This window comes from Streptomyces sp. NPDC050738 (assembly GCF_040654175.1).
In the GTDB taxonomy this organism is placed as follows: Bacteria; Actinomycetota; Actinomycetes; order Streptomycetales; family Streptomycetaceae; genus Streptomyces.
Window position 1 is genome coordinate 325081 of record NZ_JBFAHN010000004.1, and the last position, 13748, is coordinate 338828.

Consider the following 13748-nt stretch of genomic DNA (forward strand, 5'->3'; position numbering starts at 1 on the left):
CTCAGCCCGGCGGCCGCTGCCCGATGAAGTCGACCACCCCCAGCCGCACGAGGCTTCGGGTCTCGGTGTACCAGACGTCTTTCTGTGCGCCACGGATTTTGGTGCGGAACCCGAGGTACTCGTACGTGCGGCGGTCGAAGAGGAACGAGTTGGCGATCTGGGGGTACGAGACGCTGACCCCGCGCCGTCCGAGGGTGTCCACCTCGTCGCGGTCGAGCCGGACGCCCGGGAGCTTCGCGACCGCCTCGAAGGCCGCCGCCTGCAGGCCGGGTGGCATGACGCGCGTCCCCATCATCAGCATGCAGAGCTGGCTGAACGCCAAGCTGTCGAGCACGGGCGATGGTTCGGTGCTGTGCCTCAGCGCACGCAGCAGCGCGTCCGGATCTGTCGGCATGGCCTGCAGTTTCGTGTAGACGGTCGGCGGCCACGGCGCTTGGTGCGGGCCCATCGGAGGGTCGTCGTGGAACGTGCCGTGGTCCTGCCGCCGAGAGGGCTTGCGGCCGTCCACCGACATCCAGCTCTCGTCCGTCCAGGTCCGGGTCCGGGGAGTGCCGCCGCCCTTCATCGGCTTCCGCTCGATGTAGGTCTTGATGTACATGTACTGGTCGTTGCGCGGGGCCGGCAGCCCGTTCCCGCGGGACCGGGACCGGTCCGCGGCCTTGTGCAGCACCTGCACCGCACTGAGGGGGGCCATACGTGGCGCCGCGCCGCGGTTGCCCCCGCCCTTGGTGGCGACCACGGCGGTTCCAGCGACGGCCGCGGCTGCGGCCACGGTCGCGCCGGCCGCCACCCGGAACATCAGCCGCCGGGACGGCGCGGCAGAAGCACCCCGACGGCTCTCCCGGTGGACGGCGCTCTGCAGCCGCACGCGGGCGGCGGACCGCGCCTCGTCGCTGGGCGGCGGCACGTCGGCCTCCCACTCCCGCACCTGCATAAGGTCATCCACGATGCGTCTCCTCCTGGTCCTCGTCCTCGCGAATGGTGGTGGGATCGGCTCCGCCCAGCGCCGCGCGCACCGCGCTGCGGGCCCGGTGCAGCCGGGACCGCACGGTGCCCACGGGTATGCCGAGGGCTTCCGCGGCCTCGGCGTAGTCGAGATCGCCCCAGGCGATCAGCAGCAGGACGTCCCGGTTACGGGGGGACAGCCCGGCGAGCGCCGCGGCCAGAGCGCCCCGGGTGCTCTCGGCGCCCACCCGGGCCACCACGCGATCGGCCATCGCCTCGCTGTGGGCGTCCCCAACGCCCGCTCCTTCTGCCGGAGTTGAAGACATGACGCGCGCGAGCGCCCGCAGGCGGCGGGCCTCGGCCCGCTTGTGCCGGCTGATGAGGTTGGTGACGATTCCATACAGCCAGGGCAGGGCGTGCGGCCTGGTCAGGTCGTAACGGCGCCGCTGCTGAAAGGCGATGACGAAGGTCTCGGCCATCAGATCGTCGGCCGCCTCGGTGCCGAGCCGCCTGGCCGCGTACCGATGAATGTCATCGGAGTGCCGGTCGAAGAGCACGGCGAACAACTCCGGCTCGTCACAGGACCGTTCGACGACCGAGGCGTCGGAGTCCGCCGGATCGTCCCTGACGGAGGCACGGTCCACTCCGACGTCCGGCGAGGCGGTCACTGGTTGCCTCCTGGATGCATGCGGTTCCTTCGACGATTCGGGCATGGTCACCGGTTGTTCGCCGATGCCGGCATTCGAGTTCCATTTCCTCAGCTCCAGAAGCGCCCGATCAGGAGCGCCAGCCGCCGCTCATGGTCCTCGCGGCGGAGCCTGCCGCTGCGCATCAGTGTGACCAGGCCGTGCAGCGAGCTCCAGAAGGTCTCGGTGAGCACGACCAGTTCGGCGTCGTCAGCGCCCTCGGCGAGCGGTCGTACCGTCGCGACGATTTCGCCGAACGCGGCGTGCAGCTGGGCCGGTGCCTCGGGGGTCGCGAACGGCAGGTCGACGGGGTGGGTGAAGATCGCGTCGTACACGGCGGGCCGCCGCTCGGCGAACTCCGTGTACGCGGTGGCGACCGCGCACAGCACCTGCCGCTTCCCCCGCGCACCGGTGCGGGCGGCGTGCAGCACGTCGGCGAGGTCGCCGCAGGCCTGCACCACCACGGCCGCCATGATCGCGCTCTTGCCCTTGAAGTGGCTGTAGAGGACGGGCTGGCTGTACTCGATCTCGGCGGCGAGCCGCCGGGTCGTCACCGCGTCCCATCCGTCCGCCTCGGCCAGGTCCCGCGCGGCCGTGACGATCGACTGCTCCCGCTCTGCCCGCTCGCGCTCACGCCGCGCGTGATGTGTGGTCATGGATCAAATTCTAGCAGCGCTAGGCAAGCTGCCAATGCTCTGCTACCTTCGACATTGTTCCTAGCGCTGCTAGCGAATCTGCCGGAGAAGAACACAGGGAGAAGACCATGCTCACCCCCATCGCCTACGGTCTGGCCATCGTCCTCAACCTCATGGTCGTCTGGATCGGCATAAGTTTCCTGGCGCAGCCCAAGGTGGCGGCCGCCGGCTACGGAGTGGCGGCGAAGGAGAACGGCGACGCCGTCTACCTCACCATCAAGGGCGTACGCGACGGCACTTACGGCCTCCTCGGCCTGGCCCTGCTGGCGTTCGCAGGGGCCCACGCGGAGGCCTGGTTCATGCTGGTGGTGGCGCTGGCACCGATCGCGGACACACTCATCGTGCTGCGCAACGGCGGCAAGAAGGCGGTGGCGTACGGCATCCACACGCTCACTGCGGTCATCATGCTCATCAACGCAGCGCTCCTCTTCGCGGTCTGATGCCGCGAGCGTCCGGCGCCCTTTGGGAGGCGGCCCGGCGGCTAGGCGGTGCGGTCCGCCACCAGCCACCGCCAGCGCCGCCGCTCGGTGACGAGCGTCGCGCCGGCGAGCAGGGTCGCGGGGACGGCGGCCCACACGGGCCACACCACCCAGGCGGACACCACGGCGGCGACGAGCTGCAGCAGTACGAGCAGGATCGTGACCAGGCCCGGGACGGCGATGATCACGGAGGACTTGTCGCCCGGGGTGGAGAAGAGGGTGGGAAGCCCGATGAGAGCGACCACGGCCAGCACGGCGAGCACCCACGAATACCCGGACAGGGCCCAGGGGGTGGCGACCCAGGCGACGAGCTCGGTGGCGAAGCGAAAGCCGGACGGTATGCGGTCGTCCGGCCGGGCGGCGGCCGTATCCCCGGCGGTGGCGTCAGTCACCTGGGGACGATCTCATGGGGAGCGGCCGGCGACCAGGGGCTGCCTTGGGCAGTCGACTTTCCGGAACCGTCACCTAGTAGATGGTGATCTGCCGGATGCCGGATCTGCGCCACCGGCGAGGTACTCCTCGTCGGGGTCGTACCCCCAGGACCAGATCAAGCGTCCAGCTCCGTGTATGCGGCGCGGAGGATGTCCCCGGACTCCCGGACGTACCGGCGGGAGGTCTCGGGGTCGGCGGAGACCTGGGCCAGATACTCGGCCCGGTGGAATCGTTGCGCCATAGCGGGATGGCGCTCGATCTCGATGACGGCGGCCCAGCGCAGCAGGACCCCCCGCAGCGGGTCGATGCTGCTCTGCCGTACGGCTTCGGTGAGCGCCTTGTCCTTCTCCCGCTCCATCTCCGGAATCCGAGCGGGCGCAAGGACTGCCAGCGCCTCCCGAAGTGCGTCGGGAGTGCGATCCGGGCGGCGAATCAGCTCTCCGCCGGGGTGGTCCGGCTGTGCGCTCACAATGTCCTCCTCACGGCCAGGTCGGCAAGGGTGTCGGGTGCAGTGACGGCCAGCTCGAAGGTCATGCGTCCCTGGCTGATCAGCCAGCCGCGGAAGTAGTCGAAGCCATCGTCCGAGCACCCGCCGTTCATGACGTAGGCGGCCGCCCACAAGGGGGCTTGGTAGGACTCGGCCATGAGGTCCCAGATGATCCGCTGCGCTGCGACGATCTCCAGGGGTGGCCGGAGCGCGAGCAACGAGGTGATGTGACTGGCTACTGCCTCGCCATCCTCGGTGTCGGCCACCTGCGTTCGGGCCTCGTCGACCAGCGCCCAGAACTGCTTCTTCTCCATGACCAGGAGCATGCCATTGGGCACTGACATCGTTCCGGGCGGTGATCGCTACTGTGGATCCGATCTGGAGGTGTCATGGCGGACAACGTGCGGGTGCGCGTATCGGCGTATGCGATCGCCACGAGGGGCGGGCAGTTGCTGCTTACGCAACTCTCCGATGCATCACCGGTGTTCGAGCCGGGGCTGTGGCATCTGCCCGGCGGGGGCATCGACCCGGGCGAGCAGCCGGCCGAGGCGCTGGCGCGGGAGTTGGTGGAGGAGACCGGGCTCGAGGTGCTTGATGCGCGACTCGTCGACTCGCGTTCATATGCCGCGCACCGGCTCGGGGTGAGCTGGCATTTGGTGGGGCTCTTCTATCGGGTCGAGCTCAAGCCCGGCCCCCTCGCCGTGGTGAAGGCGGACGATTCCACTTGTGCCGTGGAGTGGATGCCCGTGACCGGGCTGGTGGAGTCGATGCTGTCGCCTGCGGCGATCGACGGGCTGGCTCACGTTTCGGGTGTCCCGTAGATCTCGATATCCGTTGCGAGGTGGCCGTTGTCCGCGGTCCGGATGTCGTACAGCCTGTGCACAGGCGTGTAGTCGGCGCGGGCGTCGGGCTCGATCCCGTCCTCGTCCGGGAAGTCGTAGAGCCGGTCGAAGGGCGGGATGACGAACGGCCAGGCGCGGTAACGGCCTTGCATGGGCGGAGAGTCGGAGGCCATGTCCGGCGGCGGCTGTGGACGACGTCTGGACACACCTGGGCTGTCGATGTTCGATGAAGCCGGGCCCGCGACGGGGGAGGGTGTGGCTGGCATGGCCGGTGCCGGACTTGTGCGGGTTGTCGCTGCTCAGCTTGGGGAGGGGCTGGCGGGGATCCTTGCTGGGGTGGCCGCGTATGCGCTGATCTTCTTCACCGTGGACGACCTGAGGCTCTCCGGCTTTGCCGGGCGTCTTCAGATTGCCGGCCTTGTCGTCATGGAGCTGGTCTGGGCAGCCTGTCTGCTGCTGTCCCGGCCGCGTCGGCTACGGGAGTTCGGCGCCGCTGTGATGATCGAAGATCTCGCGGTGCTGGATCGGAACGTGGAGCAGGCCCGCCACCTGCGGCGGGGCCGCGTGCGGGTGGCAGTCTTGGTTCTGATGATGGCGCTCGCGGGCGCGTACGTGATCCACATGCCGTTGATCGGCCTGTTTCTTCCGGTGATGCTGGCCCTGGGGTTTGTTGATACTTGGCTGACGATCTTGTGGGAGCGCCGATGCGGCGTCCTGCTGTGGAAGCCGCCACTGTCCGCTGTGGGTCGCGAGAACTGGCGTCGCTCCCCGTACTACGCAAGCCCGGTCAGGGCCGGATAGCCGGATGCAGGGGCCTTACGGGGCCTCGGGCGCGAGGATGAAGAATCCTGCGACCTTCTCGTCCGCGTCGAACGCGACGCGGGCCTTCATCGCGCCTGCTTCGTAGCGCAGCGGGACGTCGACCACCGTGTGATCGCCGATGCGTCGCACGAAGGGCTCGCCCTCACCGAAGCCTTCGTACGCGCCGACGAGGCCGGTGACGGAGGCCAGGGTGTTGCCCCGCACCTCGTCGGTGAATGCCGCCAGGACCTCGGCGTTGAAGGAAGGCCTGGCGTCGGCCATGCGGTCTTCGAGGATGTCCGTGACGAGCCTGATGGCGCGTTCTGCGGCGTCGGTGATGTGCACGGTCTTGTCCATGGGTTCTCCCGTCCGGGGGTCGATGGGCTTGCCGAATCGCTGGAAGGCGGCCTGGCGGGTGACGCCGAGCAGATCCCCGACCTCCTGCCAGGTGTGGCCGGCGTCCCGGGCCTGCTGGACGCACAGTTTGAGCACCTGCTCGGCCAGCGCGTCGACGTCTTGAGCGCGTCGGACCAGGTCGAGGTAGGGCGGCGGGGTCAACGGGCTGATCGCCGACGTCGCCAGGGCCGAGCTCTGTTCGGTGAGCTGGGCGCTCAAGGCCGCCAGTGGGGCGGGGGAGTTGGCCATGCGTAAAGGATGCCTTTACGGATTTGGTGGTGTCAAGGAATCCTTTACATCGCCCTGCGTGGTGGGCGGTTGGTGCTGCACTCGAGTGGCCGGAAAATAATGCAAGCACGCTTGCTTGTTTTGGTGGGCGGTGCCATGCTCCGGTCCACGCCGCCGTGCCCGCCGGAGGGAGCTCGCCGTGTCCGATGCAGCAGTTGTGCTTGATGATCTGCGTGATGAAGGCGCCGAACTCGACGGATTGGTCGGGGGGTTGTTGCAGCGGGAGTGGGCGCTGGACACGCCCGCCGCCGGGTGGTCCGTCGCCCATCAGATCGCCCATCTCGCGTGGACGGACGCCGCGTCGCTGCTTGCCGTGACCGATGCCGATGCCTTTGCGGGGGAGGTCGAGAAGGCGCTCGCCTCGCCCGAGTCCTTTGTGGACGAAGGCGCCGAGGCCGGGGCGCTGCTGCCCGTGGGGGAGTTGTTGTCGTGGTGGCGTGATGGGCGTGAGCAGTTGCAACAGGCTTTGCGTGACGCCCCGGTCGGGGTTCGGTTTCCTTGGTACGGGCCGCCCATGAGCGTTGCGTCCATGGCCACCGGGCGGCTCATGGAGACCTGGGCCCATGGGCAGGACATCGCCGATGCCGTTGGCGTAACGCGGAAGCCCACCGCTCGGCTGCGGCATGTGGCGCGGATTGGTGTGCGGGCGCGGGACTTTGCCTTTGGGGTGCGGGGGCTTGATGCGCCGGGGGAGGAGTTTCGCGTCGAACTCACCGGGCCCGGTGGCGAGTTGTGGGTCTACGGGCCCGAGAGTGCTCCGCAGCGGGTCAGCGGGGCCGCGATCGACTTCTGTCTGCTTGTCACGCAGCGCGCGCACCGTGATGATCTGGCGCTCCGTGCCGTGGGCGCCGACGCCGATCGGTGGCTCGACATCGCGCAGGCCTTCGCCGGGCCTGCGGGGGCCGGGCGTCCGGCCAAGGGGGCCTGAGGCGCAGTGGTGTTGAGGGTGGGGAATGCGTCCGGTTTTTACGGGGATCGCTTCGATGCCATGAAGGAGATGCTCACCGGCGGGCCGCTCGATGTGCTCACCGGGGACTATCTCGCCGAGCTGACCATGCTCATCCTGGGGCGCGACCGGCTCAAGGATCCCCGGCTCGGGTATGCCAAGACCTTTCTGCGGCAGATGGAGGAAGGGCTGGGGCTTGCCCGGGAGCGGGGGGTGCGGATCGTCACCAATGCCGGTGGGCTCAATCCCGGTGGGCTGGCCGCTGCTGTAAGGGAGTTGAGTGCTCGGGTCGGTGTTCCGGTGCGGGTGGGCTGGGTCGACGGGGGCTCGCTTCCGTTGCCGGACGGGGCCCTGACCGCCAACGCGTATCTGGGTGGGGGTGGCATTGCCGCGTGCCTGCGGGGTGGCGCCGATGTTGTCGTCACCGGGCGCGTGACCGATGCGGCTCTGGTGAGTGGGGCTGCCGCCTGGCATTACGGGTGGGGCGCCGAAGACCTGGACCCGCTCGCGGGGGCCGTGGTCGCCGGGCATGTCCTGGAGTGCGGGACTCAGGCCACCGGGGGGAACTACTCCTTCTTCGGCGGTCATGACGTGCGGCGGCCCGGGTTTCCTGTGGCCGAGGTGCATGCGGATGGGTCCTGCGTTATTACCAAGCATCCCGGTACCGGGGGTGTGGTTGATGTGGGCACCGTGACCGCGCAGCTTCTGTACGAGACCGGGGGCGCGCGATACCCCGGGCCCGATGTCACCGCCCGGCTCGACACCGTGCGGCTGGAGGCCGACGGGGTCGACCGGGTGCGGATATCAGGGGTGCGGGGCGAGGCGCCGCCGCCCCTGCTGAAGGGCGGGGTCACCCGGATCGGGGGGTGGCGCAATGAAGTCGTGTTCGTGCTGACCGGGCTGGATATCGAGGCCAAGGCCGACCTCGTACGGGGGCAGGTCGAGGATGCCTTCGGGAAGGCCCGGCCTGCGGATGTGCGGTGGGAACTCGTACGGACCGATCGGGACGATGCCGCCAGCGAGGAGTGCGCGAGCGCGCTTCTACGGCTTGTGGTGCGGGATCCCGATGCGGCGGCCGTCGGGCGGGTGGTCAGCGGGGCCGCGATCGAGCTGGCGCTGGGGAGCTATCCCGGGTTCCACGTCACGGCTCCGCCGGGGAAGGGGGCGCCTTATGGGGTCTTCGATGCGGTGGGGGTCGAGCGGGGGAGTGTGGTGCATTCCGCGGTGCTGCCGGATGGGGTGCGAGTGGTGATTTCTGATCCTCTACGGACCCGGGTGCTGGAGTCGGTGGGTGAGCCTGCGCTTCCTGAGCCGTTGGCGGTCGGGCCAACTCGGCGTGCTCCATTGGGTGTTGTCGCTGGGGCTCGCAGTGGTGACAAGGGCGGGGACGTGAATGTGGGGGTGTGGGTGCGGGGGGACGAGGAGTGGCGTTGGCTCGTGCATGAGCTGAGCGTGGAGCGGTTCCGTGAGTTGCTGCCGGAGGTTGGTGGGCTGCGGGTCGTTCGGCATGTGCTGCCGAATCTGCGGGCGTTGAACTTTGTGGTGGAGGGGTTGTTGGGGGACGGGGTTGCGTCCCAGGCGCGGTTCGATCCTCAGGGGAAGGGGGTGGGGGAGTGGTTGCGGGCGCGGTGGGTCGATGTGCCGGTCGCGTTCGCGGGGGCGGGGTGAGCGGGGGCGCAGGGTGAGCCGGGGGCGCCGCTGCGCGGGCCAGTTCCCCTACCCGCCCCTTCCCGAAACTGGGGCTGCGCCCCAGACCCCCTGGCGGGGGTGGGGTGAACGGGGGCTGCGCGCCCCGGGCCCCGCCTGCGGGGGCTTCGCCCTCAGCACCCCCGTAGGCGAGCTTCGGCCGCCTGTCCTCAAGCGCCGGACGGGCTTGATTTTGCTGATGTGCGACTGATCCACAGGCGTGTTGCGTACGAGCAGCCGGATGAGCCCGACGCGCAGCGCCACCCGCGCCGAATCCACCCCCCAACCCCCGAGGTAACCCACCCCATGACCACCCTCCCCACCACCCTCGACCCCGCCTCCCCCGACTACTCCTCCGCCCGCGCCGCCATGCTCGCCAAGCTCACCGAGCTCGACGCCGAGCACGCCAAAGCTCTCGCCGGCGGGGGCGAGAAGTACACGACCCGCCATCACGACCGCGGCAAACTCCTCGCCCGCGAGCGCATCGAGCTCCTCCTCGACCCCGACACCCCCTTCCTCGAACTCTCCCCGCTCGCCGCCTGGGGCAGCGAGTACGCCGTCGGGGCCGCCATGGTCACCGGCATCGGCACCGTCGAGGGCACGGAGTGCCTCATCACCGCCAACGACCCCACCGTCCGCGGCGGCGCCTCCAACCCGTGGACCCTCAAGAAGGCCTTCCGGGCCCACGAGATAGCCCTCGCCAACCGGCTCCCCTGCATCAGCCTCGTCGAGTCCGGCGGCGCCGATCTCCCCTCCCAGAAGGAGATCTTCATCCCCGGCGGCGCCCTCTTCCGCGACATCACCCGGCTCTCCGCCGCCGGAATCCCCACCGTCTCCGTCGTCTTCGGCAACTCCACCGCCGGCGGCGCCTACGTCCCGGGCATGTCCGACCACGTCGTGATGATCAAGGAGCAGTCGAAGGTCTTCCTCGGCGGGCCGCCCCTCGTGAAGATGGCCACCGGCGAGGAGAGCGACGACGAATCCCTCGGCGGCGCCGAGATGCACGCCCGTACCTCAGGCCTCGCCGACTACTTCGCCCTCGACGAGTACGACGCCATCCGCCAGGCCCGCCGCGTCGTCGCCCGCCTCAACCACCGCAAGGCGCACCCCGGTCCGGCGGCGGCCCTTCCCGTCCCGCCCAAGTACGACCACGACGAGCTCCTCGGCATCGTGCCGTCCGACCTCCGCACTCCCTTCGACCCCCGCGAGGTCATCGCCCGTATCGTCGACGCCTCCGACTTCGACGAGTTCAAGCCGCTCTACGGGACGAGCCTCGTCACCGGGTGGGCCGAGCTGCACGGCTATCCCATCGGCATCCTCGCCAACGCCCAGGGCGTCCTCTTCTCCGCCGAGTCGCAGAAGGCCGCCCAGTTCATCCAGCTCGCCAACCAGCGCGACATCCCCCTCCTCTTCCTCCACAACACCACCGGCTACATGGTCGGCAAGGAGTACGAGCAGGGCGGCATCATCAAGCACGGCGCCATGATGATCAACGCCGTCTCCAACTCCCGTGTCCCACACCTCTCCGTCCTCCTCGGCGCGAGTTACGGCGCCGGGCACTACGGCATGTGCGGCCGCGCCTACGACCCCCGCTTCCTCTTCGCCTGGCCCAGCGCCAAGTCCGCAGTCATGGGGCCCCAGCAGCTCGCCGGTGTGCTCTCCATCGTCGCCCGCGCCTCCGCGACCGCGAAGGGCCAGCCCTACGACGACGAGGCCGACGCTGCCCTGCGCGCCATGGTCGAGCAGCAGATCGAGTCCGAATCCCTCCCGATGTTCCTTTCCGGACGGCTGTACGACGACGGGGTCATCGACCCCCGCGACACCCGCACCGTCCTCGGCCTGTGCCTGTCCGCCATCCACACCGCACCGGTCGAGGGCGCCCGCGGCGGCTTCGGCGTCTTCCGGATGTGAGGTCCTCCCCATGACGAATCAAATGATCAGCTCAATCCTCATCGCGAACCGGGGCGAAATCGCCTGCCGCATCGCCCGCACCTGCCGCGACCTCGGCATCCACACCGTCGCCGTCCACTCCGACCCGGACGCCGACGCCCTCCACACCCGTACCGCCGACACCGCCGTACGGCTCCCGGGCGCCACCCCCGCCGACACCTATCTCCGCGCCGACCTCGTCGTGAAGGCCGCGCTCGCCGCAGGCGCCGACGCCGTCCACCCGGGGTATGGATTCCTCTCCGAGAACGCCGCCTTCGCCCGCGCCGTCATCGATGCCGGACTCGTATGGATCGGGCCACCCCCCGCCGCCATCGAGGCCATGGCCTCCAAGACCCGCGCCAAGGAGCTCATGGGGATCGCGCCCCTGGACGTCGACGGTCTCACCGCCGACGACCTGCCCGTCCTCGTGAAGGCCGCCGCGGGCGGCGGCGGGCGCGGGATGCGGGTCGTCCGCGAACTCGACCAGCTGAAAGGGGAGTTGGTCGCCGCTCGTGCCGAGGCCGCCTCCGCCTTCGGTGACGGGGAAGTCTTTGTCGAGCCCTATATCGAAGGCGGGCGGCACGTCGAAGTCCAGATCATGGCCGACGCCCACGGCACCGTCTGGGCCCTCGGCACCCGCGACTGCTCCCTCCAGCGCCGGCACCAGAAGGTCATCGAAGAAGCCCCCGCCCCGGGGCTGACCCCCGAGCTCATCGACACCCTCCACACCCAGGCCGTACGCGCCGCCCGTGCCACCGACTATCGCGGCGCAGGCACCGTCGAGTTCCTCGTCACCTCCGACGGGCGCGCCCACTTCCTGGAGATGAACACCCGCCTCCAGGTCGAACACCCCGTCACCGAGGCCGTGTTCGGGCTCGACCTCGTCGCCCTCCAGATCCGCATCGCCGAAGGCCACCGGCTGGACGGCGCCTCGCCGCCCGCCCGCGGTCACGCCGTCGAGGCCCGCCTCTACGCCGAGGACCCCGCCCGCTCCTGGACCCCCCAGACCGGCACCCTCCATCGCATCGCCGTCCCCGACGGCGTGCGCCTCGACTCCGGGTACGCCGACGGAGACACCATCCCCGTCCACTACGACCCGATGCTCGCCAAGGTCGTCGCCCACGCCCCGACCCGGGCGGAAGCCATCCGCCGGCTCGCCGCCGCCCTGGAGCGCGCCACCCTCCACGGGCCCGTCACCAACCGCGACCTGCTCGTACGCTCCCTGCGCCACCCGGAGTTCGCTGCCGGGAGCCCCGACACCGGCTTCGCGGACACCGGGTTCTTCGACCGCCACCTTCATCAACTCACCGCCCCCGTCCCCGATCCCCACGCCCCCCTCGCCGCCGCCCTCGCCGACGCCTGCGGCCGCTCCTCCCTTGGCGGCTGGCGCAACCTGCACTCCCAGCCCCAGATCAAGCGCTACCGCTCCGAGCCCGACGGCACCGAGCACGAGGTCCGCTACCGCCACACCCGCGACGGGCTCACCGCCGAAGGCGTACGCGTCGTATCGGCCGCCCCCGACCGTGTCGTCCTCGAAGTCGACGGCATCCAGCGCCCGTTCACCGTCGCCGCCCCCGCAGGCAGCGGCCGCGTCCACGTCAACGCCACCACCCTCACCCCCCTCTCCCGCTTCCCCGACCCCGCCTCCCAGCAGGCCCCCGGATCCCTGCTCGCCCCCATGCCAGGAACCGTAGTACGCACCACTGACATCGCCGTCGGAGACCGCGTCACCGCAGGTCAGCCGATCCTCTGGCTGGAAGCCATGAAGATGGAGCACAAGATCACCGCGCCCGCCTCCGGCACCCTCACCGCGCTCCACGCCACCCCCGGCCTCCAGGTCGAGGTCGGCACCCTGCTCGCCGTCGTAGAAGAAGAAGCACAGGACCAAGCAGCACTGGACCAAGCAGCGCAGGACCACGCAGCACAGGACCCTCAGGAGGCAGCATCAGCATGAGCACCGTCCTCGAAACCGAAGAGCTCACCGCACTCCGCGCCGCCGTGTCCGCCCTCGGCAAACGCCACGCCTCGACCACCGGCAACCCCCGCGACTACGACCGCGCCGCCCTCTGGTCCGAAGCCGCCAAGCTCGGCTACCTCGGCGTCAACCTCCCCGCCGAATACGGCGGCGGAGGCGGCGGCATAGCCGAACTCTCCCTCGTCCTCGAAGAGTTGGGCGCCGCAGGCTGCCCCCTCCTCATGATGGTCGTGTCCCCCGCCATCTGCGGAACCGTCATCGCCCGCTTCGGCACCGAAGCCCAGAAGCAGCAGTGGCTCCCCGGTCTCGCCGACGGCACCCTCACCATGGCCTTCGGCATCACCGAACCCGACGCGGGCTCCAACTCCCACCGCATCACCACCACCGCCCGCCGGGACAAAGAGACGGGCGACTGGCTCCTCACCGGCCGCAAGGTCTTCATCTCCGGCGTCGACCTCGCCGACGCGACCCTCATCGTCGGCCGCACCGAAGACGCGAGGACCGGCCGCCTCAAGCCCTGCCTTTTCATCGTCCCGCGCGACGCCCCCGGCTTCCAGCGCTCCCAGATCGACATGGAACTCGCCGCGCACGAGAAGCAGTTCGAGCTCACCCTCGACGACGTACGCCTCCCCGCCGAAGCCCTCGTCGGCGACGAGGACGCCGGCCTCCTCCAGCTCTTCGCGGGCCTCAACCCCGAGCGCATCATGACCGCCGCCTTCGCGATCGGCATGGGCCGCTACGCCCTCACCAAAGCCATCGCGTACGCACAGACCCGCCAGGTCTGGAAAGAGCCCATCGGCTCCCACCAGGCCATCGCCCACCCCCTCGCCCAGGCCCACATCGAGCTCGAACTCTCCCGCCTGATGATGCAAAAGGCCGCAGCGCTCTACGACTTGGGCGACGACCTCGGCGCCGGCGAAGCCGCCAACATGGCCAAGTACGCGGCCGCCGAAGCCTGCGTCAAAGCCGTCGACCAGTCCGTCCACACCCTCGGCGGCAACGGCCTCACCCGCGAGTACGGACTCGCCTCCCTCATCACGGCAGCCCGCGTGGCCCGCATCGCCCCCGTCAGCCGCGAGATGATCCTCAACTTCATCTCCCACCAGTCCCTGGGGCTCCCCAAGTCGTACTGACAGCAGGGATCCTGACGCTTACTCACCC

General features: G+C 69.8%; 16 protein-coding genes. 8 read left to right on the plus strand and 8 right to left on the minus strand.

Going from position 1 to position 13748, the window contains the following annotated elements:
* Window position 1: 1 nt before the first annotated feature.
* From AB0H78_RS13215 to AB0H78_RS13225, 3 genes are all read right to left on the minus strand, one after another.
* Window positions 2–946 carry a CU044_5270 family protein gene (locus AB0H78_RS13215; protein WP_363234446.1) on the minus strand — a complete coding sequence of 315 codons (945 nt, stop codon included), beginning with the start codon at window positions 944–946 and terminating at the stop codon, window positions 2–4.
* A complete protein-coding gene (locus AB0H78_RS13220; RefSeq protein WP_363234447.1) occupies window positions 939–1613 on the minus strand; it encodes an RNA polymerase sigma factor in 675 nt (224 codons plus the stop codon). The genes AB0H78_RS13215 and AB0H78_RS13220 overlap by 8 nt, the downstream gene beginning before the upstream one ends.
* 89 nt (window positions 1614–1702) lie before the next feature.
* Window positions 1703–2287, minus strand: coding sequence for a TetR/AcrR family transcriptional regulator (locus AB0H78_RS13225; RefSeq protein WP_363234448.1), 585 nt, complete (start codon window positions 2285–2287; stop codon window positions 1703–1705).
* A gap of 107 nt (window positions 2288–2394) precedes the next feature.
* Between AB0H78_RS13225 and AB0H78_RS13230 the strand changes: the two genes are divergently transcribed.
* A complete protein-coding gene (locus AB0H78_RS13230) occupies window positions 2395–2766 on the plus strand; it encodes a DUF4267 domain-containing protein (protein WP_363234449.1) in 372 nt (123 codons plus the stop codon).
* A gap of 41 nt (window positions 2767–2807) precedes the next feature.
* Here AB0H78_RS13230 and AB0H78_RS13235 read toward each other — a convergent pair whose 3' ends face one another.
* The 3 genes from AB0H78_RS13235 to AB0H78_RS13245 form a co-directional block, all read right to left on the minus strand.
* On the minus strand, window positions 2808–3197 hold the full coding sequence (locus tag AB0H78_RS13235; protein WP_363234450.1) for a hypothetical protein: 390 nt from the start codon (window positions 3195–3197) through the stop codon (window positions 2808–2810).
* Between the two features lie 155 nt (window positions 3198–3352).
* Entirely contained in the window at window positions 3353–3706 is a 354-nt protein-coding gene (locus tag AB0H78_RS13240; protein ID WP_363234451.1) for a DUF6247 family protein, read from the minus strand.
* The gene (locus tag AB0H78_RS13245; protein WP_363234452.1) at window positions 3703–4038 is read right to left on the minus strand and encodes a DUF4240 domain-containing protein; all 336 of its coding nucleotides are present in this window, start codon (window positions 4036–4038) and stop codon (window positions 3703–3705) included. Before AB0H78_RS13245 ends, AB0H78_RS13240 begins: the two co-directional genes overlap by 4 nt.
* A 75-nt stretch (window positions 4039–4113) precedes the next feature.
* Here AB0H78_RS13245 and AB0H78_RS13250 point away from each other — a divergent pair, with 75 nt between their 5' ends.
* A complete protein-coding gene (locus tag AB0H78_RS13250; protein ID WP_363234453.1) occupies window positions 4114–4545 on the plus strand; it encodes an NUDIX domain-containing protein in 432 nt (143 codons plus the stop codon).
* Here the strand turns inward: AB0H78_RS13250 and AB0H78_RS13255 are convergent.
* A complete protein-coding gene (locus tag AB0H78_RS13255) occupies window positions 4524–4718 on the minus strand; it encodes a hypothetical protein (protein ID WP_363234454.1) in 195 nt (64 codons plus the stop codon). The two genes, AB0H78_RS13250 and AB0H78_RS13255, sit on opposite strands and share 22 nt — an antisense overlap.
* A 112-nt stretch (window positions 4719–4830) precedes the next feature.
* Between AB0H78_RS13255 and AB0H78_RS13260 the strand changes: the two genes are divergently transcribed.
* On the plus strand, window positions 4831–5367 hold the full coding sequence (locus AB0H78_RS13260; RefSeq protein ID WP_363234455.1) for a hypothetical protein: 537 nt from the start codon (window positions 4831–4833) through the stop codon (window positions 5365–5367).
* A gap of 15 nt (window positions 5368–5382) precedes the next feature.
* Here AB0H78_RS13260 and AB0H78_RS13265 read toward each other — a convergent pair whose 3' ends face one another.
* Window positions 5383–6012, minus strand: a complete 630-nt coding sequence (locus AB0H78_RS13265) for a hypothetical protein (protein ID WP_363234456.1) — start codon at window positions 6010–6012, stop codon at window positions 5383–5385.
* A gap of 178 nt (window positions 6013–6190) precedes the next feature.
* Here AB0H78_RS13265 and AB0H78_RS13270 point away from each other — a divergent pair, with 178 nt between their 5' ends.
* The 5 genes from AB0H78_RS13270 to AB0H78_RS13290 all read left to right on the plus strand — a co-directional run bounded on the left by AB0H78_RS13270 (window position 6191) and on the right by AB0H78_RS13290 (window position 13720).
* Window positions 6191–6979 (plus strand): TIGR03084 family metal-binding protein, encoded by a 789-nt coding sequence (locus tag AB0H78_RS13270; protein ID WP_363234457.1) that lies wholly within the window; start codon window positions 6191–6193, stop codon window positions 6977–6979.
* 6 nt (window positions 6980–6985) lie between these two features.
* A complete protein-coding gene (locus AB0H78_RS13275; protein ID WP_363234458.1) occupies window positions 6986–8665 on the plus strand; it encodes an acyclic terpene utilization AtuA family protein in 1680 nt (559 codons plus the stop codon).
* A 324-nt stretch (window positions 8666–8989) separates the two neighbouring features.
* On the plus strand, window positions 8990–10594 hold the full coding sequence (locus AB0H78_RS13280; protein ID WP_363234459.1) for a carboxyl transferase domain-containing protein: 1605 nt from the start codon (window positions 8990–8992) through the stop codon (window positions 10592–10594).
* Between the two features lie 22 nt (window positions 10595–10616).
* Window positions 10617–12566: a biotin carboxylase N-terminal domain-containing protein gene (locus AB0H78_RS13285; protein WP_363234460.1), complete on the plus strand. Its 1950-nt coding sequence runs from the start codon at window positions 10617–10619 to the stop codon at window positions 12564–12566.
* A complete protein-coding gene (locus AB0H78_RS13290; RefSeq protein WP_363234461.1) occupies window positions 12563–13720 on the plus strand; it encodes an acyl-CoA dehydrogenase family protein in 1158 nt (385 codons plus the stop codon). Before AB0H78_RS13285 ends, AB0H78_RS13290 begins: the two co-directional genes overlap by 4 nt.
* Window positions 13721–13748: the final 28 nt, after the last annotated feature.

Excerpts from the sequence above, each read along its gene's own strand:
- AB0H78_RS13225 (WP_363234448.1), bottom strand. The coding sequence starts at position 2,287 with ATGACCACACATCACGCGCGGCGTGAGCGCGAGCGGGCAGAGCGGGAG.
- AB0H78_RS13230 (WP_363234449.1), top strand. The coding sequence starts at position 2,395 with ATGCTCACCCCCATCGCCTACGGTCTGGCCATCGTCCTCAACCTCATG.
- AB0H78_RS13245 (WP_363234452.1), bottom strand. The coding sequence starts at position 4,038 with ATGGAGAAGAAGCAGTTCTGGGCGCTGGTCGACGAGGCCCGAACGCAG.
- AB0H78_RS13250 (WP_363234453.1), top strand. The coding sequence starts at position 4,114 with ATGGCGGACAACGTGCGGGTGCGCGTATCGGCGTATGCGATCGCCACG.
- AB0H78_RS13255 (WP_363234454.1), bottom strand. The coding sequence starts at position 4,718 with ATGCAAGGCCGTTACCGCGCCTGGCCGTTCGTCATCCCGCCCTTCGAC.
- AB0H78_RS13260 (WP_363234455.1), top strand. The coding sequence starts at position 4,831 with ATGGCCGGTGCCGGACTTGTGCGGGTTGTCGCTGCTCAGCTTGGGGAG.
- AB0H78_RS13265 (WP_363234456.1), bottom strand. The coding sequence starts at position 6,012 with ATGGCCAACTCCCCCGCCCCACTGGCGGCCTTGAGCGCCCAGCTCACC.
- AB0H78_RS13280 (WP_363234459.1), top strand. The coding sequence starts at position 8,990 with ATGACCACCCTCCCCACCACCCTCGACCCCGCCTCCCCCGACTACTCC.
- AB0H78_RS13285 (WP_363234460.1), top strand. The coding sequence starts at position 10,617 with ATGATCAGCTCAATCCTCATCGCGAACCGGGGCGAAATCGCCTGCCGC.
- AB0H78_RS13290 (WP_363234461.1), top strand. The coding sequence starts at position 12,563 with ATGAGCACCGTCCTCGAAACCGAAGAGCTCACCGCACTCCGCGCCGCC.